The sequence below is a fragment of the Spirochaetota bacterium genome (genome assembly GCA_004297825.1).
Taxonomy (GTDB): Bacteria; Spirochaetota; UBA4802; order UBA4802; family UBA5368; genus FW300-bin19.
The window spans coordinates 23,942-46,361 of record SCSX01000060.1 but is presented as its reverse complement, the minus strand read 5'-3'; the positions used below and the strand labels follow the sequence as shown (position 1 = coordinate 46,361).

The following is a 22,420-nucleotide window of genomic DNA, read 5'->3' as shown; positions in this document are numbered from 1 at the left end:
CGGCGCGCGTCGGAAAGCGCACGACATCTTCAGCCGTTCGCGCAGCTAATGGTGACGTCGTGCGTATGAGGCCCGGAGCCGTCCGCCGTCGAGGTGATGGTGACGGGTGTCATTGCCTGGAGGTCGGTGAAATTTGTGACGGTTACGGTAATTGAGTGGGTATGCCCGCTGCCCGACGTAAGCGGATAAATAACCTGGGCTCCCGTATTGATGTCGGCCTGCGGCACGGTGACGGTGTGCCCGTGATTGGCCGAGATCGACATGCAATCTGTGCCGTTATCGGAACTGCTTCCGCCGCATTTTGTAAGAAATGCGCCGCCCGCGACGATAAGCGGAACCGCTTTAAGTACGCCCGTTAAAAATTCCCTTCTGGTTTTCATAACGATAGTACGTCCTCCCGTTCAATTGGCATACCGCTTCGGTGCGGAGAATGCCAAGGTTAGTCCGCGGCGGTGCGCGCTTTATCCCCGTAAGAATTCAATTCGCCGGTGAAATTTCGGACCCGGTAACCATGCATTGTGCGTCCGGAACCGCGCTATATGATGAGCGTTACGCACCATCCCGCGCCTTCATGCGGGGTTTCGGTGCGATCGCTTCGGTAAAAGGAAATGGGTTGAACCGATGAAAGTAAGGTAGGGATAATTACCCGAATCGTCAAGAGGCCGCGTGTAAACCTTTCCGCCCGAATCGGAACAGCGCCGATATCGAATACGATTATGGCCCGGCCGGCGAAACGGCACGGTTTAAAAGTCGATTATAAAGCACCCGAAATCCTTTTCCCGGAGCATTTCATTGATCTCGTCGATATCGAGCATCTCCGGATCGAATTCTCCGCCAAGCCATTCCATCGTCTCCTCGTACTCATCATGGTCGGGATCTTTCAGCGTTTCCAGGAGTGATTCGTATCCCCAGGGTCCCCCGCAGTCTTCCGGCGGACAATGACGCTTGCCGGCGACACATACGGGGAGCTTCGCCGTCGAGCCTTCCGGCAGTATCTTTTCCAGCACGATCTCGTGCTCCCATCCGTCGCCGAAATCATACTCGTAAAAAAACTTTTGCTTCGGTTTTTTCACGAGCGCGTTAAGGCGGGCCTTCCGGGAATCGCTCACCGGGGTATAATCCCCCCGGTGGGGAACCGAATAAACCGCGCTTCCGATCCTAAACGCATGAAGATGTGAGTTGGTCCAGCCCATGGTCGTTTGGAAAACCTTATGGAGGTCGTTCAATTTCATGTCCGCGGGCACGAGAATCCTTCTCCACACGGGCGGCTTGACCTGCTTTAATGTGATTTTTAACTGATACGCCTCGTCCGATCTCAGTTTCTTTACGTTGCTCATATCACGATCTCCTATCCCCGGGTGTTCCCGCCTATTACGCACACCCCATAAACCGGGCAACCATAATTCTTTATCTCCTCATCTCTTCCCATCTCCCTCTCCCCCGGTCCTTAATGTTTCTATGGAATACCAGGAGGTTCCGATTGGGAAGTCAAGCAGCTTACAGCCCTTCCAGGTACTGGTAGGCGGAGAGCGCCGCGGTCGCGCCGTCGGCGGTGGCGGCAACTATCTGGCGAATTGAATCGAGGCGGAGGTCGCCGGCCGCGAAGAGTCCGGGCAGGGAGGTGCGCATCTGCATGTCGACAATCACCTCGCCCTTCTTCGAGAGAAGGTCCGCCGGGAGCCACGCGGTGTTGGGCTGGTAACCCACGAAGATGAAGACGCCGTCCACCGGGAGGGCGCGGGACTCGCCCGTCAGGCAGTCCGAAATACCTACCGATTCCACCTTATGTTCGCCAATCACGGCCGTGATCACCGCGTGGTACACGGGCTCGATTTTAGGGTTCGCGAGCACGCGCTCCTGGAGCATCTTCTCGCCGCGGAACTTGTCCCTGCGGTGGATCAGGTACACCTTGCTCGAAAACTTCGTAAGATAGTTCGCCTCCTCGAGGGCCGTGTTGCCGCCGCCCACCACGGCGGTGACCCGATCCCTGAAAAACGCAGCGTCGCAGGTGGCGCAGTACGAGACGCCGCGCCCGGTGAACTCCGCCTCGCCGGGGACCCCGAGCTTCATGAGCGAGGCGCCCGTCGCCGCGATCACCGCGCGCGCGCGGAGCGTTTCGCCCCCCGCAATGTTCATCACGAAGCATTTTTCCTCCGCGTTCCACGAGAAGCGCTCGATGTCACCGGAGGCGATATCGGCTCCCAGGCGGCGCGCCTGCGCCTCCATCCGGCTCATGAGCTCCCAGCCGGGCACGGGCTCCGCGAATCCCGGATAATTCTCAACCTCGTAGGTCGTCATGACCTGGCCCCCCGGCGCGATCTTCTCGACGACGACGAGGTCCATTCCGGCGCGCATGCCATAGATGGCGGCGGAGAGGCCCGCGGGCCCCGCGCCCGCGATGATGAGGTCCTTTATCTTCATTGCGTATCTTCCCCCCGGACGGATGTGTATCGGCGCACATACTACAGCCGTCTGCACGCGCATCAAGCAGGAAATTTCTCTTAACCATTAATTCATATTAACTTCACATGGGCCTTATCGGACCTTTACCAAACATCACGATCTTCGCCGTGAACAGCGAGGTGATTGAGAATGAAACTGCTTGTGATCAGCGATCTGCATATCGGCACGGGAGATCCGCTGGACATCTTCGACTGGCGCGACGACGACTTCCTTGCGTTCCTAACGGAATTCAGGGAGGACTACGGGATCGAGGGGCTCATCCTCAACGGCGACATCTACGAGCTCCACAAGTACCGTCTTGACGACATCGCAAAAGCCAGGCCCGCGCTGATGCGCTATTTCGCCAGGCCCGACGTGATCTACATAAAGGGAAATCACGACAGGATCAGCCCCCGCGGTCTCGATCACTACCTGCTGGTGAACCCGGCCGGGAAACGAATCTACTTCGAGCACGGCCACGACGCCGATTTCATAAACGGGACGAGGCCTGGCAGGGTGCTCGCGGCCGCATTCTTCGGGGCGCTCAAGCAGGCGGTAAAATTCAGGCGGGTACTCGATTTTTATTTCAGGGCGGTCGAGGTCAACGACATGATCGCGCGGATCCCGAAAAAGTACAACACTTACAAGTACCTGAACTACGCGCTTCGGCTGCTTAAAAAAAACGACGTGGTCTTCCTTGCGCACACGCACTCGCTCGAATCGCATGTGACCTGGTACCTGAACGACAAGAAGCGTTACCTCAACAGCGGATCGTGCTCGCTCGGCCGCTTCCAGGGCATGGTGCTCGACACCGAGACCCTCAAGTACGAAAGCGTCAAGATCGACAGGGACGAAGCGCGCATGCGCGTACGCTCGCGGATTCTTTCACGACCGGCGTAACGAATCAGAGACAAGCGGAACCGCGAATATACGCTAATGAACGCCAATATATTTCCTAAATGGAATGATTCGCGCGTATTCGCGTTCATTAGCGGTTTCACCTTCTTGTTTACGATCTATCGTATTCCCCCACCCTCTTCGCCGGTAAAGTTGCCGAAATAGAATTTCGGCACCCATCCTAAAAAAAGCATTGACAAGTATATGCGATTTCTGGAATATTCCAAATCATGAATATACAATCACTCTCGCCCGTCTCCGGGATCAAAACAGCCGCATTTAAAATCGAAACGCCGAAGAGGCTCTCCTTCGGCACGCGGGACTACTTCAAGGCGCTCCACTCATGGATACGCGCGTTCAGGCGCACCCACACGATAGAGCCCGGGCTCTATTATACGGGGGCCCGCTACGACATCGGGACGCCGCTCGTGGTCACGTGCAACTATCACCTGACGGTGCTCTCGGTCTGGCGGGCGCTCCGCGCCCGCAATGTCCGTGTGCTCGTCATCGACACCGACGGCATCAACGTGTGGTGCTCCAGCGGCAAGGGGCGCTTCTCGGCGGAGGAGATCATGCGGCAGGTGGGACGCTACGGAAAGGGCATGCTCACCCGCGGTGAGCGGATAGATCTCGTTCTTCCCAAGCTCGCGCTCTCCGGTGTGAGACTATCGGAACTGAAAAAACAGGGCGTGCGGCCGGTGATAGGCCCGGTGTACGCGAGCGAGCTCCCGGCCTTCCTGGACGCGGCGCCGCTGCGCGACCGCGTCGCGGACATCTACCGCTTCTCTGTTAAAGATCGCCTCTTCACGCTGACGCCGTCGCTCGTGCAGTTCGCGAAATATTTCCTGTTCGCCGCGGCAGGCCTCTTTGCGTGGGACCTGGCGTTTTCCACCGGCATCCACTGGCAGGTCCTGCCCGCGGCGCTCGGATTCGGGCTCGCCTACATCCTGCTCTTCCCGCTCCTTCCCACGAAAAAATTCGCGGTAAAGGGAATCGCGCTGTTCGCCCTCTCCTGGGGAGCGGCCTCCGTGGCCATGTTCCTTCAGGGGTCGATACAGGGCGATCCGTACCGGTACCTGTTCTGGACATTCTTCATGTTCGCGACGGCGCTCTTCTTCGCGCTCTACTACACGGGAAACAGCGGCGTGAGCAATTATTCGCTGGTGAAGGACGAGATCGTCACCTGGCTCCCGGTGAGCGCGCTTTCGTACGTCGCCGCGCTGGTGTTCATCATTCTCGCGGGGGTTCTGTAATGATTCAGTTCAACGATTCGTTATGCACGGGCTGCGGCGTGTGCGTGAAGGTGTGCCCGCGCGGCGCGTTGGCCATGCGCGATAAAAAGGCGTACTGCGTCTCGTACGAAACCTGCATGGAGTGCGGCGCCTGCCGGCTCAACTGCGAGTTCGGCGCGGTCGACGTCACCAAGGGCACGGGATGCCTGGGCGCCATCATCCGCGAGGACATACTGAAAACGGCCCCCAGGGGAACGGGATGCGGATGCGGCGATACTGCTTCCTCCCCGGGCGGGTGCTGCTAGTGGGTGTGAAAGACGACGCCTGCGAGCGGATGGCGCGCGTTTTCGGCGCGCTCGCGAATCCCGCCCGCCTCAAAATCCTGAACGCGCTCGTATCCAACTGCTGTGCCCAGCAGGCGAGTGCCTGCGCTGTCTGCGAGATCAACGAAAAAGTAGCGCTTCCCCAGCCCTCCGTCAGCAAGCATTTAAAAATATTGAAAGAAGCGGGTATCCTCGACTTTGAACGAGACGGGAACCGCATCCTCTATTCTTTTAAAAGCGGCGCGCTCTTCGAAGAGATCGCGGGAATTGTTGAGAGATACAACGGCTGCTGCGGAAAAAAATCTTGATATCAGGGGCGCCAGCCCCTATATTGATGCGAGAGGGTATCCCCCGGATACGCATCGATAATTCAAGGAGAATACAATGAAACTACGCAATGCCGCTCTCATCGTGCTCATGGCAGCAGCACTCATCGTACCTTCCGTCCAGGCGCGCGCACAGGAAGACCACGCAAGCATCATGCTCGAAACCATAGGCACGCTCTCGGCACAGGGGGTGTACCTCACGTATGGCGCCATCGGGTCGGTCGCCGACGGGTACGCGAAGAAGATCTACACCAAGGAGCTCACCACCCAGCTCCTCACGGAATACGCGACGCTGTCGGGAAGCGCGGCGAAACAGCTCGAAAAGCTCGCGGCGTCCGGGGCGCTCTCGGCAGAGGACGTCGGGTATGTTAACAAGCTCGTCTCCACCTACAATCACCTCATCGCCGAGGCGAACGGTTACAAGAACTACGTATCGACCGGCAAGCAGGAACACGTGAAGGTCTATTCCGATGAGCGCGAAAAGGCGTGGGCCGCCATCTCCGACCTGCTGGGGCTCAAGAAGTAACATACCTCAAGGGAAAGGGGATGGACCTCCGATCCCCTTTCCCTTTAAACCCCTTGACGAGAACCAAAAAGCTTTTTATTATTGCTAGAGAGATTAAAGAGGTAACACAATGGAGTACTCAATTTTAATTGAGAAGATTGATGATGGCTCTCTCCCCGAAGGGTATTTTTATGCTCATATACCCGCCCTGGATTTAACAACCCACGGTTTCGGGATCGAAAACGCGAAAAAAGCCGCGGAAGACCTGGTAAATCTCTGGATAGAAGAAAAACTGGCTAATTCCGAACCCATTCCACGCGAAACCGAGAGCTATTTCAGCAAAATTGAAGTAAGTAATGCCCTACACGGCGCGTGAAGTTTTATCAAAACTCCAGAGGATAGGCTTTGTACAAAAAAGACAAAGCGGTTCGCATATAATCCTTGAAGTTTCTTTTCACCGCGCCCGATACGCCTCCCACTGTTTCCTCTGGCCCTGCACCACGTAGAAGCCCACGATCTCGGTTCCGCCCCCGCGGTACTCGCCGTAGTACTCCTGCACGAAGTAGGCGCTCCCGCCCACGTAGCGCAGCTCATCGGCCGTGCCCGCCGAACGCACGAAGCGGATCGTCCTGCCCGACAGCACTAGTCCCTTGAGGGGCTCCGCGACGCCACGCCCCCAGCCGGGGAAGCGGATAGTCCCGTACGCGGCTCCGTCCTGCTGCCAGATGAGGAGCACCCCCTGGTTGCCGGCGGCGTTGACGGCGAACTGGCCGAAATAGTTTATCGGTTCCCCGGGGGGAGTGGCGTCGTCGCCGGTAGTTTCAACGGGTTCTGGGAGGAACTCGATGAGCGCGATCCGCCGGAGGGCCGCGAACGAGGGCGATCCTCCTTCCTCCGGCGCTTCAACGGCTTTCGCGCGATCGTCGTAGAGGGTATCGGCGCGCAGCGCGATAAAAAGACCGGCCCCGGACCAGACGATACGCGCCCTGAAATATTTTCCATTCCCGTCCAGAACCACGGCGCGACGGGCGGTCGCGCACAGGAGCCCGGAGCACAGCATGATAAGCAGCGCTGCGACGGACAGGCCGGCCGCGATCCTTTTTCGCTTTATATTGATTTTCATGAATTTACATCCCCGTTACATTGCACGGTATAATCTATTTGCGCGCGCGTGTAAAATAGATTTTCCTTCCAGCCGGTACGTGTGTATATTGAGCGTACGAATCATCGTCCCGCGGGGAATCACCGTAGGACGCGTACACCAGGAGGACGCCATGCGCATTCAATGCCTTCAGCACGTTCCCTTCGAGGGACCGGCGGCGATAGACGATTGGGCCCGGGACAGGGGCATACCCGTGAACTACACGCGGTTCTACGAATCGCACACCCTTCCGGACCTCGCAACCTTCGACCTGCTCGTCGTGATGGGGGGACCCATGAGCGTGAACGACGAAAGCATGTACAAGTGGCTCCAGGAGGAGAAATACCTCATTTCGAAATCGATAGGCGCGGACAAGGCGGTGCTCGGCATTTGCCTGGGCGCGCAGCTCATCGCATCGGCCCTGGGCGCCCGGGTCTACAAGAACGAGGAGCGGGAGATCGGCTGGTTTTCGGTGGAAAAGACCGGGGAGGGGATGCTCACGCCGTTCCTGAACGGTTTCCCCAAGGAGCTCACCGTGCTCCAGTGGCACGGGGAAACCTTCGACCTTCCGGCGAACTCGGTGCCGCTGTTCTGGTCGGACGCGTGCGAGCAGCAGGCGTTCCTGTACTCCGACCGCGTGCTCGCGCTGCAATTCCACATGGAGGCGACGCCGGAATCGTTGAAGGAGCTCGTGGAACACGCCCGCGCGGACCTCGCGCCGGGAACCTACGTGCAGAAGGAAGCGGAAATATTAAAAGGGTTCGATACGCACGGGCGCGAGAACCACTCGCATCTCAACAAGATTCTTACGCGTCTGGAAAAAGCGATGAGCCCCCGTTAGCGCTTCGACTGCGTGATGCGATCACGCGGGCTCAGCACTAGCCTTCGCGGACGGCGGGCCCGGCCTTGCGGCGCTCGTAGAAGAAGAAACCCCACCCCAGGAGCGAGAGCAGACCGAAGAAGATCGCGGTGTTGCGCGTGAGCCTGGAGCCGAGCTCCCTGCGTTCCAGCAGTATCTCGAGGTAGAGCGCGTCCCTGATTCCGAATTCCCCGTCCTTCACCATGCGGTCGTCGAATTCCTTGAGCACGCCCTTTATACCCAGCGACATGCCGTCGAAATTCTCGTAGCGTGCGAATATCTGCGGATCGCGCAGCATGACGTAGGCTTCCTTGTAGTTCCGGGCTATGTCGTTTGCGGCGCCCAGGCGCTCCTGTATCCGGGGTTCGACGAGCACGAGCGAGTACGCCGCGACGAGCCCGAGCACGAGCGCAAGACCCGCGGAGATGATCGAAAAATAGAAGTAGAGCTTCGTGTCATTTATTTTTCTCATTCTGCCTTTCCTTTATTAAAGTGTGTATGTCCGCCGTGCGGTACGTAATATTTTCCAGCCCTATAAGCTCGTCGCCTATTTCTATGTCCTCCGCCGAGCCCGCCTTCACGACCTCGTCCGGGGGAATGCCGAAGACCGCGAAGAGCGGCGCGAATTCCTCCGCGCTTCCCGTCACCTCGATGCGCACCGGCGCGGTCGCGAACGGGTACAGCGACCCGACCTTGAGCGTCAGGACGGTCGCGACTGTTTCCTTCACGTCCTTCCCCGGGTCGCGGAACACGATGCGCGCGCGATAATCGAGGAACACGGTGTCGCTCGTCCCGTTGTGAAGCGCCGCGGCGAGCGTGAGGGTGAACGCTGCCTTCCCGTCGCGCGCATGGGCGCGGATCGTCATGCTGGGGGATTCCAGCCTGTCGGGCGCCTTCGCGCACCCCGCGAGGACGAGCGCGAGCGCGATGTATAACGGTGTTCGCATATCGGTGTTAAGGGTGTGCATATGCCGGGCGGTTTCGTCAAGAAAAATAACGGGGGTCCGATGCGCGAGTCCGCCCGCTCACGAACGCCGGACGGGGGTAGCGTGCCGGATGTGTAAACGGACGCGATCCTGCCCTCCCGGCGTTCCCGAGACGTCCGCGATGGAACGGTTTCGGAGCAGCAAGCGCGCTCCCGTCATTCCTAACCGCCCCGCGCCCGCCGGGCGCATCCTCCCGCATGCCCGGTGTCCAATCTCCCGGAGCCGATACGGGTGCCTCGGTGCAAAGAGATGTTGACGATAAATATTTATTATGCAATTAAAATTACACTACCTTAAGGCTAATTATGCTTGATAATTCGTACTACAACTTACATTCTTGAATGACAGACAGAGCTTCAGGGAGGGGCGCCCGCTTCACCTGCGTCGTGTGTGTACATTCCTCTCCCTATTCAGAAATCAGATGAGATACGTGCTCTTTGTAATGATCTCGTGGAGGGATTCATGCTGAATAAGACCACGCTTGTGCACATCCTGGTCGGTGTGGCAATGGTGATCACCGCGCCCGGCCTTTTCGCGGCTGAGAAGATGACCGTGGCCATACTCGACCTCACCCCCAGGGGCGTTCCGGTTATCGTCGCGGGCGCCGTGTCGGACATCATGCGCGCGGAGCTCTCCAATTACGGCAACTTCACCGTGGTCGAGCGAAACCAGATGAAGGCGATCCTCGCGGAGCAGAGTTTCCAGATGACCGGATGCACCGATGAGGGCTGCGCCATACAGGCGGGAAAGCTTCTCTCCGCCAGGAGAATCATCGCGGGCGAGGTGACCGCGCTCGAAAACTCTATCCTCATCACCGTACGCTATATCGACGTTGAGAAGGGGGCGTCCCTGCTCGCCGAGAAAGGCACGGGCGCGTCAATCGACGTGATCGACCAGACCGCGACGGACGTTGCCAAGAGGCTCGCGCAGAGGATCGTGGGGGGCGACAAGGAGGTGCTCATCTCGAAATCGCCCTTCTTTTATTATACCCTGAGCACGGTGCCGGGCCTGGGCCAGTTCTACGCGGGCCGCCCCGTGAAGGGGATCGTGTTCGGGTCCCTGGGCCTTGCCGCCGGGGCTGGCGTGTATTTCATGTATGCAAACTACCAGTCGAAATCCGACGCATACCATGAGCTGGGAACAGGTTCTTCCGAGTTCGACAGCAGGTACAACGACTACAAGAAGGCGGGCGATTACTTCAATTATTCTCTGATCGTGTTCGGGGCGGTGTACCTGGCGCACTGGGTGGACGTCCTGTTCTTCTCGCGTCCGGACTTCAGCGGTGGCGCCGTGGAAAGCGCGGCGCGCGATACCTTCTTCGATTACCAATATTGTGTGAACACCATGACACCGTATCCCGAACGGGTGCATACGTTCAGCGTCGGGTACAGGTTCTGACGATCCCCCGCCCCGGCAGGCGGCGGAAGAAATTGGGAGGCGGTATATGAAAACGCGATCAATAAATATAACGGTGGCATTATGCATTCTCAGCGGGTCGTTGCTCTCCTGCGCGAACGTCGCGCGTGACAACCCGAACGATCCCGATGCGGATAATTACAAGTACTCGGCCATAACCGCCACGCCCTCCGATGGCTCGACCATCGCCGGGCACGAGGAGATCGTGATCCGGTTCGGGGACGAGATGGACCCCTCCTCCCTGCAGGTGAGCGGGACGCTGGACGGCAATCCGGGCGCAATCGTCGCCGCGTGGAGCACCACAACGTATGACAACGACACGGTCACGCTCACCCCGTCGGCCAACATCTGGGAGAAGGGCGCGGGCAAGACCCTCACGGTGGAGTGCGATTCGATCATCGGTTCGTTTACGCTGAACAGGACCGTGGAGTATTCCTTCGATGTGGAATACGCGGTGTATGTGAATCCGGCCGCCGGCGCGGAGAATCCCGGAAGCCCGTCGAACACCGGAACCAGGACCGCGCCGCTCAGCCTTATCCAGGACGGGATCGACAGGGCAAACGACAAGTACGGAGCGGCCAACATGCCCACCGTACGGGTGGGCGCGGGCACCTACCAGTCGAATTATGCCGTGTCCTCCGCGCCCGTTATCAGCATGAAAAACGGCATCTCCGTGTATGGCGGCTATTCCTCCGACTTCAGCGCGCGCGACGTAAGCGGCAACGAGACGATCGTGGAGGATACCAGCGCCTCGGGAGGAACGACATCGACCCCCAACAGGGCTGTATACTGTGAAACCTCGGTCACCGATACCGCCAGCACAGTTCTGGACGGCTTCACGATCAAGCTCGCCGACGGTGATTATACTGCCGGTATTTTCTGCCAGGGAAGCATGACGATTTCATACAATACCATACAGGGGAAAGGTTCGTTCAAAGCCGAAAGAAAATACGCGTATGGTATGCGTGTCACCGCGGGCACTTGTATTATTTCGCAAAACGTTATCGATCCGGGATATGCCAGTGGAAGTGGGGATTACACCTATGGAATATATGATGCAGGTACAAATAGCCAGATTTCTTACAATACAATTGGAGGGGGATACGCATATAACACCTTCGGCATATATTCAGCTATTGCTACAACAACAACGCTTATTATTAATAACAACACCATCGATTGTGGAGGGGGCGGAAATATGGCCATTGGGATAATGTTGGATTATGATTCTCAACCACAAATCGATTACAATGAATTGACGAACACTATTTCTGTTGCTCATATGAGAGGAATGTGTGAATTCACATCCGACGCGGATCCCCTTTCCTTGACGCACAACTATTTCAACTTCTACGCCTCAACCGCTGACCACTACTATTATATCGACGACACGGCGGCATTCATCGCGGCGAGCGAATGGAATTCCATCAGTGTTTCATTGGCCGGCGACGATCAGACGCTCTCAAGTTCCGTCTGGGGCAACACGCGGAAAGAGTGATGGCGAATTCCAATAACAAATAATGGAGGCTTGGCATGCTAAAGATCGGATTTAAACCACCATTTTTCACCCTAAATAAATATGGCAGATCCGGCCAAATTGATTTTAATGAGGCATTTTTTAACGATACTATCACGATTCTCTCCTTCATCGACATCGGCGGTGGTTGGGACTGGGTCTACTATCTTCTCAAACTGCGAAGTGAACTGCCAGTTGCGAACTTAAAAATCGCCATCGCATTTTTCTCGCATAATGAAAGTATTGATGCGTCAAGAATTAATGAAAAATTCCCATCAAGTGGAGGCATAGAGAGACGTTTTACGTCTGGAGACATCAGTCCATCCGATCCCATTACCGCTGGCCTTTACACCGTGATCGATTCCGACCACGTCAATGCCGATACCTACCTCACCGCATTCAACCGCGTCAACGACCCGTCCTACGACGGCGGATGCGACGGGACGAAGATGTGGACCTTCATCATAACCGACAAGGGCTCCCCCACCCAGCGGGAATTCATCGCCGACAAATGGGAAACCTGCTTCACCGCCAAAAACTATCCCATTTCCTTCAACAGGCTCTCTCTCTACATCGCCAGGCTCACCGTCACTGGAACGCTGGCCCCGGGCAACACGGCGCGTCTGACGATGACTGCAATGGGGCTCGATTCCGGGGCAAATCACATCGACATACACAACAACGCCGGCGTCTACACCTACACGGTCGTCAAGGCGGCGCCTTCGTCCTCCCTTTCAATTCTGAGCGTGTATCCGGAGAACGGCACCACGTCCTCGGTCCTGGAGCCCATCTTCATCCAGTTCGACAGGGACGTTCCCGGGGCCGGGCTTAAATCCAACTATTTTCTCGCGGACGCGGGGGGCGGCCTCACCCTGAACGATCCCACCTACACCACGTCGTTCATGAGCGACAGCGCGTATTTCGGCACGGCGGCCCGGTATCTCAGGAAGCGGATCGACAACCTGCTCGCCGCCCCGACGGTGCTTTCCGTGGTTCCCGCGCAGGGTTATATCGCGGGCCTGCCGAATTCGAGAATCGATATTGTCCTCTCCAGGCCGGTGGGAACGCTCGTCGCGGGCGATACGCCGCTGGATGTAAGCGAGATCACGAAAACTTCGAACTATGCGCTGCCCGGCGCGGCGGGCCTCACCCTGAGCAGGGTCCACTACGACAATTTCGGCCTGAGGTCGAACATCGAGAACGTGGGATTTATCGAGAACATGATATCGCTCGAATTCTCCGGGACGCTCGAGGAGGGCGCCCTGCAGGTACGCGTGAATCCGGACTCGAACATCAAGTTCCCGGACGACACAGTACTGGCCCCCTTCACCCTGAGCTACACGGTGGATTTGATCAAGCCGAAGATAGCCACCGTCACCGTGCCCGCGGCCGGGACCTACGGCGTAGGGGCCAACCTCGATTTCATCGTGCATTTCAGCGAAAGAATCAACGTAACGGGCGCGGACAGCACGCTGGGCCTTAATATCGGCGACGCGGTCCAGCAACCGGTTACGAACCCTGCCGCCGGCATCACCTACCGATACACGGTCAAAGCGGGGGACTCGGGCGCCGTCCTGGTTAATTCAAGCGCGATCCACATGGGCACGACGACCATTAAAGACGCGTCGGGAAAGGAAGCGGATGTAAACCTGAACGAAGTCCAAAGCACCGCGGGCGTGAACGCAGACACCACCGCCAGGATCGTGCGCGTCGACGTCCCGGCCGCGCGGACCTATCTCCATGGCGAAAGCCTCGATTTTACCGTCCACTTCGGCAATGAAGTGAACATCGAGGGAAACGGCGCCAATGAGGTGCGCTTTATTATCGGTACATCGACGAAGGCCGCGATCCAGCAGCCGGTTACGAATCCCGCCGCCGGCATCACCTACCGCTACACGGTGCAGACGGGCGACCAGGGCCCCGTCACGGTCCCGGCAGGCCTGTTATACCTGAACAACAAGACCGTGAAGGACACGGCGGGATATGACGCCGATATTACCCTGCGCGGTATCGGAAGCACCGCGGGCGTAAGCGTCGACACCATCGTCAGAGTGACCGGCGTCGACGTGCCCGCGGCGAGGGCCTACGGTGTGAACGAACACCTCGATTTCACCGTCAAATTCAACAATACCATCGTCGTGACGGGCGCCGACAGCGCGCTCGGCCTCCAGAACATCGGCAGCGCGGTCCAGCAATCCGTCAACGACACCAGCATCACGTACCGATACACGGTCAAAGAGGGGGATTCGGGAGGTGTCGTTTTAATGAGCGATATCGTCAGGAACCATGCGACCTTGAAGGACGCCGCCGGTAATGATGTCGGCGTAACCCTTCATAACATCGGAAGCCTTGCGGGGGTGAACATCATCACCCCGGCGAGATACAAAGCGCAAAAAATCGCGTGTTTCAATAACGCGGGTTTTGTAATGTCATTTGAAATTCATTATGTAAATCCGGATAATACGAGCGGCTCATGCTGTAAGACCGACAACTTCCCCATCAATAGTCACATGGTCCGTGATCTGGCGACGGACGCACCGGAAATTAAAGAAGGCGCACTGGTGCGGGCAAAGGTTTATGCGAGTGGGGGTTATGATGTTTCCGGTAACCGATGGGTCATATATAAAAAGAACAATCAGGCAGCTACGTATGATGTCAAGGGAACAACCACGGATTATACCGTTATTTTAAATGAGACGAGGGGAAATCATGCGCCCGTGCACAAGATCAAGATCCATAATCGCGCTCCTTTTGACATGAGATTTTGGATAGAATACAATGGAAACACGTCAAAACAGGAATCAAAACGATGTTGTGTTTACCAGAGCGACGAGCTTGATATCGCCGGTTGCACGGTGAAAGACTGCACTATACCCGTTGGTTCGCAGGTGCGTCCAAAAGCAACGGCTATTGCAACGGCGTATGACGATAAGCACGGCGCTACCATTATCTATGAGCCCAATGGCGATGTCGCCGTTTATGAGGTTACCTATATAGATGGATTAATAGGGAAATGGCGCGTTAACCTGATAAGTTGAGGGACCGCGCCGCCCTGCCATATTTTCTTGACATTTCCCCCAAAATTATATCATCCTCAAGGCATGGCGGGCAGAACTGGACAACTCGAATCAATTTGCGATGAATACGGCGTGCGGGAGCTCTACTCCTTTGGAAGCAAGAGCGGCGAGATATGCCGTTTCGCGCGCGGCGAGCTTCCCGCCCTCGCGGAATCGCCGTCCGACATCGATATTGGCGCCAGGTTTCGCAGGGACGCGTACCCCTCACCCCGCATCAAGGTGGAATTCGGCTTCGCGCTGGAGGATTTCTTTGGCGCCGGGAGCGTCGATCTCGTCCTCCTGGAGGACGCCTCCCCGTTTCTCGCGCTGGAGATCATCCGGGGCGAGCTTCTCTACGCCGGCGACCCGGACGACCAGGCCAGGTATGAGCTGTACGTGATGGCAAGGGCCGGGGACCTCATGTACTACGAGAGGGAGCGCAGGAGAAACAACCTCGCGGTGCGGGTCCCATGACAAAAGCGAAGATCAGGGAATCGGTCGTGTCGGAGCGCGCGGCGTGGATCAGGGACATGCTCTCCGGCATCGAACGGCTGCCGCTGGCGGACATGCGATCCTTTTCGCTGGACGCGCGCAATTCCGCAGCGGCGGAATCCTACCTAAGAAGGGCGCTCGAGGCGCTCATGGACCTGGGCAGGCATATACTCGCGAAGGGATTCGCGATCGACGTCGCCGAATATAAAAGTATATCGGTGAAGCTCGGTGAGGTTGGCGTTATCGACGCGGACACCGCGGCCGGGATGAAGAAACTCGCCGGCTACAGGAACAGGATGGTCCACTTTTACAACGAGATATCGAACGCCGAACTTTACGAAATATGCCGGGATGAATTAAAGGACGTCACCGGCGTGTTGAACGGCATCCTCGCCTGGATCGACGCGCACCCGGAGATGATCGACACAACCCCGTGAGCCTCGCCCATCTCCCATGAAGGGCGCCCCTCGGAGCAGCATCCTACCAGAAACCCGAAAAGGTATTGACTCCGGCCCTCCGCCGCGTAGCATCGGGCCATCATCCGAAACGGAGGACCATGATGGACGAGCGCGAAAAGCTCCAGGAAATGGCCGACTACTGCAAGAACGAATGTCCCGTGTGCGTCCGCGCGCGGAAAAAAGGCAAGGGCTTTCTCTTCTGGATGGTTCGGATAGAGAGGAGGGTGTGTCCCTTCTGCCGCGCCTACGAAAAGGTGTACGGAAAGCCCGCGTATCGATGATCCTTCCATCAAGGCTCTTCTGCGCGCCCATGGCGGAGCTCACCACGCCCGCGCTCCGCGGCACCATCCGCCGCTTCTCGAAGGGAGCGGTGCTCTGTTCCGAAATGCTCTCGGCGGGGGCCATAGCCGCGCATTCGCCGCACAACGAGCCCCTCGTGCGGAAGCTCCCGGGTGACGACCCCTTCATTTACCAGATCGTGGGATCCAATCCCCGCGTCATGGCCGACGCCTGCCGCATCCTCGAAGCGCGCGGCTGCTTCTCGATCGACATAAACATGGGATGCGCGGCACCCGATATTCTGAAAACCGGCGCCGGCGCACAGCTCCTCGCGGACCCCGCGCGCGCACGCGAGGTCGTGGCCGCCTGCCGCGCGGCGACGGCGGGCGCGCTCTCCGTCAAGATGCGCGCGGGCTTCGAAGATGCAGACGGGAAGCGGCTCCTGGGATTCTGCGCCATGCTTCACGGGGAAGGCGTGAACTTCATCACCCTGCATGGCCGTCACGCGAAGCTCGGGTTCAGGCGCAGCGCCGACTGGAAGCTGGTAAGCCTTCTTAAAAAAGCGCTCCCCATCCCCGTTATCGGCAACGGCGACATAACGGCACCGGACCAGGCGCTTGCGCGTTTAAGAGAGACCGGCTGCGACGCGGTGATGCTGGGGCGCGAGGCGGTGAAGTCGCCGTGGATCTTCGCGCTGTGTGAACGCGCGCTCTCGGGAAGCGCGGAACCGCTGCGCGTGGACCTGTACGAAGTGTTCACGGAAACCCTGCGCGCGATTGGGACGCTCCTTCCCGAGCGCCTGCATAAAAGCCGGGGGCACCGATTCGCTTTTTATTTTTCGGGAAACGTCCATTTTTCCCACGACCTTTTCACGCGCATCCGCAGGGAAAATTCTATTGACGCCATGACGCGCGCGGTCGAAGGATATTTCGACCGGAACCCCGGGGAGCAGATACGGGAATTCCAGCCGGTGGAAGGAGAGAACCAATGCGGATCATGAAATGCACCGCGCGCGGCGGAAAGGAATTTTACGGCATTGTGGATGGAACTCGCGTGCGCCCGCTGCGCGGCTGCCAATCGGTGGAAGAGCTGTTCGGCGCGCTCCGGAAGCGGCGTCCCCCGGCGGGACCGCCGATAGCGCTCTCCTCCGTGAAGATGCTCCCGCCCACGGACCCGAACGCGCGCATATTCTGCGCGGGGTTGAACTACCGGGACCACGCAGACGAGCTGCGGATGCCCGCGCCAAAAAGCCCCATCTTCTTCACGAAGACCTCGGGGGCGCTGTCGGGCGCCAATGACGATATCGTGTACCCGGAGGGCGTGAAGCTCCTGGATCACGAGCTGGAGCTCGCCCTGGTGATCGGGCGGAGAATCGGGAAGGACGAGCGTGTTACGGCGGAAAACCTTTCCGAATTCTCGCTGGGGATAGCCATCTTCAACGATGTATCGGCGCGCGACGTGCAGCTCTCGACCGGGCAGTGGTTCCTGGGGAAAACCTACCGGACCTTCGCGCCGACGGGCCCCGTGGTGCAGACGCTCGACGCAGCCGCCCTCGAACGGCTCTACGCGCTCGACATGGAGCTCAAGGTGTACGATCCGGACGGGAAGCTCCATGCGCACAAGCACCAGGCGGGAACGACCGCGAACATGATTTTCAGGCTGCACGAGCTGGTCGCGTGCCTCGCGCAGAGGTTCGACCTGCTTCCCGGCGACGTCATCGCGACCGGAACCCCGAAGGGCGTCGCGCTGGGAAAACCCGCCCGCCTCCAGGTGCGCATGGCCGAAATCCTAGGAATCCCGCAGGGGAAGCGCACGGCGCGTTTCATCGCGGGCGAGATTGCGCACAACGACAGGTATCTTCGGCCGGGCGACGTGATCGAGGCCCGCATCGCGAGCCCCGACGGCGTGGTGGACCTGGGGGTTCAGCGGACGAGAATCCGATAGGGGATTATTTCCTCCCCAGGTTTTCGACGTCGCCAAGGTCCTTTAGTCTCCCGCTTGCCCGCTTGTTCTTAATCAGCATATCGCGACTTATGATAGGGATTTGGTAGTCGCCCATATCGGCGATCTCCCTCTTACGGTAGCATTCCTCAAAAGCAACGCCTGATATCGAAGTGAGGACCTCTATTCGCAGAGGCGGCACCCCCATCCGGATAACCTGGTCTTCCTTGAGAAACATTTCCTGATTGAGATCGGCGGGAGCGAATCCAAATTCGGTAACCGCGTCGACTACTCGGCGGACATTTTCCGGCGTGACGCGAATCCACACATCGATGTCATGGGTGGCCCTGATATACCCATGATAGGCAACAGCGTATCCGCCGACAAGAAGATATTCAACGTCGTGGGAGTTCAGCAATTTCAAGAAGTCTTTGAAGTCTTCCGGAAACGGCATCATGGGGGAATAGCCTCCTTCGAAGGATTTCGAGGGCGATGAACCGCTCCTGGGGAGGTTTTGCAAGCCAGTAGGAGACATCGTCGTCGTGCGCCGATTTCAAATCGGTAATTGAAAGCGCCCTCTTGTTCATTCTGGAAAGATACTCGCGCGTTCCCATTTCTCCAAACCTTCCGTCCGTTAAATGCATCCTACACGGCATAAGGTACTACGGCATGGGGAGAACCGTCAATCACATTATGTGGAAAGCCGTCATTTCAATGAGCTCGGCGAGGAGATGGAAAACGGAAAGGAGTGTGAAAATCCGAAAGGCCGTTCACGCATGGATCGGGACGGGGGGTTGATATACCGGACCGGGTATATCGGCCTTCCGGCCTGTGAAGCGATCCAGAAAATGCCGGTCATTTCATGGGTCCGCAACGAATGACCAGACACGCCCGGGCCCGTATGCATTAATGCCTTTAATGCAGGTCAATACGACGCTCCGGATCGGTTAAGCCCGCCGGACAACTGGAAATCACAGGGGGCCAAAGATGCGCAACAGAATACTTTCATGCATGCTTGCGGCAGCAACGCTGTTCATGTACTCGTGCGGCGGCGGGGGTGGGGCCGGCGGCCCGGGCGGAGGCGATACCGTTACGCTGGGCGGAATAGCCGCGACGGGGGCGGCCCTGGCGAACGCCGCCGTGGCGATCAAGGATTGCAACGGAAAGAAGGCCACGGGGACGACGGACGTCTACGGAAAATTTGCCGTGGGTATCAGCGGCCTTGAAGCACCCTTTATCATCCGTGTCGAGAAGGCCGGTGTGGTGCTGGTTTCATACGCAACGGGTACGGAGAACGTGAACGCGACCGCGCTGACGACGCAGGTCATGAGCTTCGCCTTCGGCCGGGACCTCGCCGCCCTGCCGATCGACGAGATCACAATGCCGACCGTGGAACAGATCACCGCGATGGAAACGTTCGCCGGAAAATATATTTCGATGCTCCGGGCTGTGTGTGCATCGGACCCGGGGTTGACGGATCTGCTCCAGGATTTCAATCTTTTCACCAGCACATTCAACGCCAGCGGTACGGGCTTCGATATGATACTCGACCTGGTGGATGTCGCGGTGAGCGATTTCAGCGACACCGGCCTCACGGTAACGGTAGGGGGCGAGAGCGTCCTCGTCGACACGAGCATTCCCGGCGCCGTCGATTTCACCGCCATACAAAGCGCGATGGCAACCGCCGCAGAGGCGCAGAAGGCGGCGAAAGGGAAGAAGGTTTTCTTCCTTGTAGACGACGCCGAGAACAGTACGAATTCCGGAATGTACTCCATGTGGACGGACGGAACCGGTCTGAAACAGATTACCCAGACGCTCCCGTCGGCATATGAGTTATGCGTGTTCCAGGACGCAAGCGCGTATTTCATGATCGCTTCGGGCACGCCGGAGGATCCCGCCATCGCGGGTAACGTCTATAAATACAGCGCCACCGACGGATCGCTCGCCAATCTCGTTGCGGTAATCCAGAGGTGCGAAGGCCTGTCGTTTTCGCACGACGGAAACACGCTCGCCGCGCTGCTCGCGGACGAGAACGACGATCTCTCGCTTTATTTCCTCACGAAAAGCGAAGACGGTACGTCCCTGGTTTCGACGAAGCTCCCGGGCGGCGGCCTGGAGCCCCTGGGCTGGTCATGGGAGCCGGGCAATGCGAGCCTTATTATTGCGGGAATCACGGAAGCGTCGGAGGACTCATATACGTCGGATATTTTCAGGATCACCGCGTCGTCAAAAACGAAACTCACGAATTCGCCGGACATCATCAAGGGCTACCCCGCGGTGTCGTATGACGGCCGGAAAATCGCTTACCTCGTGCACGCGGGCGACTCCGCTGAAACCTCCTCCTCGGAGGAAGGCGAAAGCGGCTCGGAGCCGGAGATCAGCCTCCATGTGGGCGATCTCGGGACAAGCTCGATAACGGGGCTTGCCCGGATAGTTGACGCCGCCATGATCCCGGACTCCCCGGTCTGGACCCCCGAGGGAAAAATACTCTTCCTGGGAACGGACACGGACGAGAAGCAGTATCTCTACAGTATTAATCCCAACGGGACGGGCATGAAGAAACTCACCGCGATGGGCACCGTGCGGATGATCGCGGTCCAGCCGTAATCCGGATGCGATCACCCCGGGCGCCCGTTCGCGGGCGCCCGATATCTCATAACGGTTATGACGGGTAACAGCCTCCCCGGCCGCATTAAAATGCTTGCAAAGCGCCGGCGTTCCTGAAAAATTCCCCAGGCTGACATCACATACATCTCGCGGACTTCAGGGCCGATATGCATGGTATTAAATCTATAACGTTCATCATTCTGTATCTTTCAGTAATTTTCATCTCGTGCGCGTCCGAAGCAGAGCGCGCGGAAACCCCCCGCGTCATACTCCGGGAATGGACCGTCGATATCGGAAACGGCCCCCTCCCCTCGGGCCCCGTCCCGTGGGATTTCCCGGCCGAAAAAGGGGGGATCGGCGCGAGCCGGTATGATGGGTACGGTACGTACCGCACCCGGGTAAGTCTACCGCGCTCGTTGGCCCGTACACAATTGGCCCTCTTCATCCAGGGAGCCGACGACGCGGACGAAACCCGGTTCAACGGTGTCCTCATCGGGGCGACGGGCGTGTTTCCGGGCGAAGGCGCGGGAAACCGGGGATTCATCCCCGCGTGGCGCACCCCCAGGGTCTACCCCATTCCGCAGAGCGCGACCAGGTACGAGGAGCCGAACATCATCGAGGTGAAGGTCTTCGATCATTCCGGGCGCGGCGGACTGGTGGGCGACTATCCCCCTGAAATCGCGGGGTACGATATTCTCAGCAAGCGGGCGGTGAAGCTTTCCCTCCAGAACGATACGCCCCGCCTCGTTTCCATGACCTTCATCGGGTTCCTGATTGCCTATCTGATCTTGCGGCTCATAACCAGGTCGGCAAAACCGGATTTCAGGTACATGGTGAAGCGCGCGGCGAACGGGCTCAACCCGGTCTATTTCGTTCAAACGGTTCTTGGACGGCGCCCCGTATCGTACCTGCTTACGCAGGAAGAGTCGTTTAAGTATTTATGCAGCCTCGCCACGCTCGGGTCTTTTTTCCTGTTTTCATTTTTCGAATTGACCGTCAAGGACATCTTCCTTCTGCCGGGGCTGGTCCCCGTGCGGTACCATGTCCCCATTCTCTATTTCGGGCTTACCGCGCTGATACTCCTGTTGCACCAGGACACGTTTTCCGCGCGGGTCGTCCATTCATCGGGACCCAGGACTGTGTTGCGCATCACGCTGGGCATGATATCCCACCCGTTTTTTTTCTGCGGGTATTTTCTCTTCGCATGCATGCTTCCCGAAAACCAGTTGGGAAACGATTTCACCGTCCGCGGATCGTTCTTTGTCATGGTCATCGTCATGTGCATGCTGGCCCGTTCGCTTCTCATCGGAATGCGTTTCGTTTCGGGAAACAATTGGGACCCCTACATTAAGATGAGCGTTTTTGAAAGCGCGCTGCGCATGTTCCTGCTCGCCGGCAGCGTTGCCGCGCTCCTTGCCTTCATCGCGGCCCCGAACCTCCTCTTCGTTCAGGCCACCGCGATCGGGTCGCTGTTCGTCGCTTCGTATATCGCCCTGAACCTGCGGCTCGAAAGAAACCGGTATGTTCTCTATCGTTCGCTGGAGGAAAAGACGAAGCTGATCGTGCGCCGCGTGGTATCTGCCGAGGAGAAGATCAAGCGCGTAACGGCCTTCATCGATGAGAATTATGCCCAGGACATCACGCGGGACGACATAGCCCTGGCCGTGGGACTGACGCCGGACCAGCTGAGCCGGTCATTCCATCTCTGTACGGGGAAAACCGTTGTCGAGTACGTGAGCGAGGCAAGGCTTCGGAATTCGACGCGCATGCTGGCCGAAACCGAAAAAACCGTGATCGAAATCGCGTTCCATTCGGGGTTCAACAGCCTGCGCACCTTCAACCGCGCGTTCGCGAAGCGGATGAAAACGAGTCCCACGAATTACCGGGCGAAAGAGCGCGCCCGCGGCGATGCCCGTCCGGGAAACCGGGCCCCTTCCTGAAACC

General features: G+C 58.1%; 26 protein-coding genes. 18 read left to right on the top strand and 8 right to left on the bottom strand.

From position 1 onward, the window contains the following. Window positions 1-29: 29 nt before the first annotated feature. The 3 genes from EPN93_12035 to trxB form a co-directional block, all read right to left on the bottom strand. Window positions 30-380, bottom strand: a complete 351-nt coding sequence (locus tag EPN93_12035; protein ID TAL34446.1) for a hypothetical protein — start codon at window positions 378-380, stop codon at window positions 30-32. A 363-nt stretch (window positions 381-743) separates the two neighbouring features. Beyond that, window positions 744-1,337 carry a plasmid pRiA4b ORF-3 family protein gene (locus EPN93_12030; protein TAL34445.1) on the bottom strand — a complete coding sequence of 198 codons (594 nt, stop codon included), beginning with the start codon at window positions 1,335-1,337 and terminating at the stop codon, window positions 744-746. A gap of 160 nt (window positions 1,338-1,497) precedes the next feature. Further along, window positions 1,498-2,421 carry a thioredoxin-disulfide reductase gene (trxB, locus tag EPN93_12025; GenBank protein TAL34444.1) on the bottom strand — a complete coding sequence of 308 codons (924 nt, stop codon included), beginning with the start codon at window positions 2,419-2,421 and terminating at the stop codon, window positions 1,498-1,500. Window positions 2,422-2,592: 171 nt separating this feature from the next. Between trxB and EPN93_12020 the strand changes: the two genes are divergently transcribed. The 7 genes from EPN93_12020 (at window position 2,593) to EPN93_11990 (ending at window position 6,231) form a co-directional block, all read left to right on the top strand. Then, the gene (locus tag EPN93_12020) at window positions 2,593-3,342 is read left to right on the top strand and encodes a hypothetical protein (GenBank protein TAL34443.1); all 750 of its coding nucleotides are present in this window, start codon (window positions 2,593-2,595) and stop codon (window positions 3,340-3,342) included. A gap of 227 nt (window positions 3,343-3,569) precedes the next feature. Then, window positions 3,570-4,592 carry a hypothetical protein gene (locus tag EPN93_12015; protein TAL34442.1) on the top strand — a complete coding sequence of 341 codons (1,023 nt, stop codon included), beginning with the start codon at window positions 3,570-3,572 and terminating at the stop codon, window positions 4,590-4,592. Beyond that, window positions 4,592-4,876, top strand: coding sequence for a 4Fe-4S dicluster domain-containing protein (locus EPN93_12010; protein TAL34441.1), 285 nt, complete (start codon window positions 4,592-4,594; stop codon window positions 4,874-4,876). Before EPN93_12015 ends, EPN93_12010 begins: the two co-directional genes overlap by 1 nt. Further along, window positions 4,774-5,202 carry a transcriptional regulator gene (locus EPN93_12005; GenBank protein ID TAL34440.1) on the top strand — a complete coding sequence of 143 codons (429 nt, stop codon included), beginning with the start codon at window positions 4,774-4,776 and terminating at the stop codon, window positions 5,200-5,202. Before EPN93_12010 ends, EPN93_12005 begins: the two co-directional genes overlap by 103 nt. 76 nt (window positions 5,203-5,278) lie before the next feature. Then, window positions 5,279-5,746 carry a hypothetical protein gene (locus tag EPN93_12000; GenBank protein ID TAL34439.1) on the top strand — a complete coding sequence of 156 codons (468 nt, stop codon included), beginning with the start codon at window positions 5,279-5,281 and terminating at the stop codon, window positions 5,744-5,746. Window positions 5,747-5,855: 109 nt separating this feature from the next. Then, window positions 5,856-6,101 (top strand): type II toxin-antitoxin system HicB family antitoxin, encoded by a 246-nt coding sequence (locus tag EPN93_11995; GenBank protein TAL34438.1) that lies wholly within the window; start codon window positions 5,856-5,858, stop codon window positions 6,099-6,101. Continuing rightward, window positions 6,082-6,231: a type II toxin-antitoxin system HicA family toxin gene (locus tag EPN93_11990; GenBank protein TAL34437.1), complete on the top strand. Its 150-nt coding sequence runs from the start codon at window positions 6,082-6,084 to the stop codon at window positions 6,229-6,231. The genes EPN93_11995 and EPN93_11990 overlap by 20 nt, the downstream gene beginning before the upstream one ends. Here the strand turns inward: EPN93_11990 and EPN93_11985 are convergent. After that, the gene (locus tag EPN93_11985) at window positions 6,180-6,848 is read right to left on the bottom strand and encodes a hypothetical protein (GenBank protein ID TAL34436.1); all 669 of its coding nucleotides are present in this window, start codon (window positions 6,846-6,848) and stop codon (window positions 6,180-6,182) included. The genes EPN93_11990 and EPN93_11985 overlap by 52 nt on opposite strands. Between EPN93_11985 and EPN93_11980 the strand changes: the two genes are divergently transcribed. Then, a complete protein-coding gene (locus tag EPN93_11980; protein ID TAL34435.1) occupies window positions 6,784-7,707 on the top strand; it encodes a type 1 glutamine amidotransferase in 924 nt (307 codons plus the stop codon). The genes EPN93_11985 and EPN93_11980 overlap by 65 nt on opposite strands. 37 nt (window positions 7,708-7,744) lie before the next feature. Here EPN93_11980 and EPN93_11975 read toward each other — a convergent pair whose 3' ends face one another. Continuing rightward, window positions 7,745-8,197 (bottom strand): hypothetical protein, encoded by a 453-nt coding sequence (locus EPN93_11975; GenBank protein ID TAL34434.1) that lies wholly within the window; start codon window positions 8,195-8,197, stop codon window positions 7,745-7,747. Then, a complete protein-coding gene (locus EPN93_11970; protein ID TAL34433.1) occupies window positions 8,181-8,672 on the bottom strand; it encodes a hypothetical protein in 492 nt (163 codons plus the stop codon). Before EPN93_11970 ends, EPN93_11975 begins: the two co-directional genes overlap by 17 nt. Window positions 8,673-9,173: 501 nt before the next feature. On the opposite strand from EPN93_11970, the gene EPN93_11965 reads away from it, so the two are divergent. From EPN93_11965 to EPN93_11930, 8 genes are all read left to right on the top strand, one after another. Continuing rightward, entirely contained in the window at window positions 9,174-10,109 is a 936-nt protein-coding gene (locus EPN93_11965) for a hypothetical protein (GenBank protein ID TAL34432.1), read from the top strand. 46 nt (window positions 10,110-10,155) lie between these two features. Then, window positions 10,156-11,625, top strand: coding sequence for a hypothetical protein (locus tag EPN93_11960; protein TAL34431.1), 1,470 nt, complete (start codon window positions 10,156-10,158; stop codon window positions 11,623-11,625). Window positions 11,626-11,996: 371 nt separating this feature from the next. Then, window positions 11,997-14,681 (top strand): hypothetical protein, encoded by a 2,685-nt coding sequence (locus EPN93_11955; protein ID TAL34430.1) that lies wholly within the window; start codon window positions 11,997-11,999, stop codon window positions 14,679-14,681. A 63-nt stretch (window positions 14,682-14,744) separates the two neighbouring features. After that, window positions 14,745-15,173, top strand: coding sequence for a hypothetical protein (locus EPN93_11950; GenBank protein TAL34429.1), 429 nt, complete (start codon window positions 14,745-14,747; stop codon window positions 15,171-15,173). Beyond that, window positions 15,170-15,628 (top strand): DUF86 domain-containing protein, encoded by a 459-nt coding sequence (locus EPN93_11945; protein TAL34428.1) that lies wholly within the window; start codon window positions 15,170-15,172, stop codon window positions 15,626-15,628. Before EPN93_11950 ends, EPN93_11945 begins: the two co-directional genes overlap by 4 nt. A 119-nt stretch (window positions 15,629-15,747) precedes the next feature. Then, window positions 15,748-15,930: a hypothetical protein gene (locus tag EPN93_11940; protein TAL34427.1), complete on the top strand. Its 183-nt coding sequence runs from the start codon at window positions 15,748-15,750 to the stop codon at window positions 15,928-15,930. Beyond that, the gene (locus EPN93_11935) at window positions 15,927-16,928 is read left to right on the top strand and encodes a tRNA-dihydrouridine synthase family protein (GenBank protein ID TAL34426.1); all 1,002 of its coding nucleotides are present in this window, start codon (window positions 15,927-15,929) and stop codon (window positions 16,926-16,928) included. Before EPN93_11940 ends, EPN93_11935 begins: the two co-directional genes overlap by 4 nt. Further along, entirely contained in the window at window positions 16,916-17,872 is a 957-nt protein-coding gene (locus tag EPN93_11930) for an FAA hydrolase family protein (protein TAL34425.1), read from the top strand. Before EPN93_11935 ends, EPN93_11930 begins: the two co-directional genes overlap by 13 nt. 4 nt (window positions 17,873-17,876) lie before the next feature. On the opposite strand, the gene EPN93_11925 is transcribed toward EPN93_11930, so the two are convergent. After that, on the bottom strand, window positions 17,877-18,323 hold the full coding sequence (locus tag EPN93_11925; protein TAL34514.1) for a hypothetical protein: 447 nt from the start codon (window positions 18,321-18,323) through the stop codon (window positions 17,877-17,879). Then, window positions 18,265-18,483, bottom strand: a complete 219-nt coding sequence (locus tag EPN93_11920) for a hypothetical protein (GenBank protein TAL34424.1) — start codon at window positions 18,481-18,483, stop codon at window positions 18,265-18,267. Before EPN93_11920 ends, EPN93_11925 begins: the two co-directional genes overlap by 59 nt. Before the next feature lie 373 nt (window positions 18,484-18,856). On the opposite strand from EPN93_11920, the gene EPN93_11915 reads away from it, so the two are divergent. Then, window positions 18,857-20,476 (top strand): hypothetical protein, encoded by a 1,620-nt coding sequence (locus EPN93_11915; GenBank protein ID TAL34423.1) that lies wholly within the window; start codon window positions 18,857-18,859, stop codon window positions 20,474-20,476. A gap of 167 nt (window positions 20,477-20,643) precedes the next feature. Then, window positions 20,644-22,416, top strand: coding sequence for an AraC family transcriptional regulator (locus EPN93_11910; GenBank protein TAL34422.1), 1,773 nt, complete (start codon window positions 20,644-20,646; stop codon window positions 22,414-22,416). The last annotated feature ends 4 nt before the right edge of the window (window positions 22,417-22,420 follow it).

Bases quoted from the DNA above. Each gene is read 5' to 3' on its own strand.
- EPN93_12015 (TAL34442.1), top strand. From the start codon at position 3,570: ATGAATATACAATCACTCTCGCCCGTCTCCGGGATCAAAACAGCCGCA.
- EPN93_11930 (TAL34425.1), top strand. From the start codon at position 16,916: ATGCGGATCATGAAATGCACCGCGCGCGGCGGAAAGGAATTTTACGGC.
- EPN93_11985 (TAL34436.1), bottom strand. From the start codon at position 6,848: ATGAAAATCAATATAAAGCGAAAAAGGATCGCGGCCGGCCTGTCCGTC.
- EPN93_11925 (TAL34514.1), bottom strand. From the start codon at position 18,323: ATGCCGTTTCCGGAAGACTTCAAAGACTTCTTGAAATTGCTGAACTCC.
- EPN93_12000 (TAL34439.1), top strand. From the start codon at position 5,279: ATGAAACTACGCAATGCCGCTCTCATCGTGCTCATGGCAGCAGCACTC.
- EPN93_11970 (TAL34433.1), bottom strand. From the start codon at position 8,672: ATGCGAACACCGTTATACATCGCGCTCGCGCTCGTCCTCGCGGGGTGC.
- EPN93_11945 (TAL34428.1), top strand. From the start codon at position 15,170: ATGACAAAAGCGAAGATCAGGGAATCGGTCGTGTCGGAGCGCGCGGCG.
- EPN93_12030 (TAL34445.1), bottom strand. From the start codon at position 1,337: ATGAGCAACGTAAAGAAACTGAGATCGGACGAGGCGTATCAGTTAAAA.
- EPN93_11965 (TAL34432.1), top strand. From the start codon at position 9,174: ATGCTGAATAAGACCACGCTTGTGCACATCCTGGTCGGTGTGGCAATG.
- EPN93_11975 (TAL34434.1), bottom strand. From the start codon at position 8,197: ATGAGAAAAATAAATGACACGAAGCTCTACTTCTATTTTTCGATCATC.
- EPN93_11990 (TAL34437.1), top strand. From the start codon at position 6,082: ATGCCCTACACGGCGCGTGAAGTTTTATCAAAACTCCAGAGGATAGGC.
- EPN93_12005 (TAL34440.1), top strand. From the start codon at position 4,774: ATGCCTGGGCGCCATCATCCGCGAGGACATACTGAAAACGGCCCCCAG.
- EPN93_11960 (TAL34431.1), top strand. From the start codon at position 10,156: ATGAAAACGCGATCAATAAATATAACGGTGGCATTATGCATTCTCAGC.
- EPN93_12020 (TAL34443.1), top strand. From the start codon at position 2,593: ATGAAACTGCTTGTGATCAGCGATCTGCATATCGGCACGGGAGATCCG.
- EPN93_11940 (TAL34427.1), top strand. From the start codon at position 15,748: ATGATGGACGAGCGCGAAAAGCTCCAGGAAATGGCCGACTACTGCAAG.
- EPN93_11935 (TAL34426.1), top strand. From the start codon at position 15,927: ATGATCCTTCCATCAAGGCTCTTCTGCGCGCCCATGGCGGAGCTCACC.
- EPN93_11950 (TAL34429.1), top strand. From the start codon at position 14,745: ATGGCGGGCAGAACTGGACAACTCGAATCAATTTGCGATGAATACGGC.
- EPN93_12035 (TAL34446.1), bottom strand. From the start codon at position 380: ATGAAAACCAGAAGGGAATTTTTAACGGGCGTACTTAAAGCGGTTCCG.
- EPN93_11910 (TAL34422.1), top strand. From the start codon at position 20,644: ATGCATGGTATTAAATCTATAACGTTCATCATTCTGTATCTTTCAGTA.
- trxB (TAL34444.1), bottom strand. From the start codon at position 2,421: ATGAAGATAAAGGACCTCATCATCGCGGGCGCGGGGCCCGCGGGCCTC.
- EPN93_11995 (TAL34438.1), top strand. From the start codon at position 5,856: ATGGAGTACTCAATTTTAATTGAGAAGATTGATGATGGCTCTCTCCCC.
- EPN93_11920 (TAL34424.1), bottom strand. From the start codon at position 18,483: ATGGGAACGCGCGAGTATCTTTCCAGAATGAACAAGAGGGCGCTTTCA.
- EPN93_12010 (TAL34441.1), top strand. From the start codon at position 4,592: ATGATTCAGTTCAACGATTCGTTATGCACGGGCTGCGGCGTGTGCGTG.
- EPN93_11980 (TAL34435.1), top strand. From the start codon at position 6,784: ATGATAAGCAGCGCTGCGACGGACAGGCCGGCCGCGATCCTTTTTCGC.
- EPN93_11915 (TAL34423.1), top strand. From the start codon at position 18,857: ATGCGCAACAGAATACTTTCATGCATGCTTGCGGCAGCAACGCTGTTC.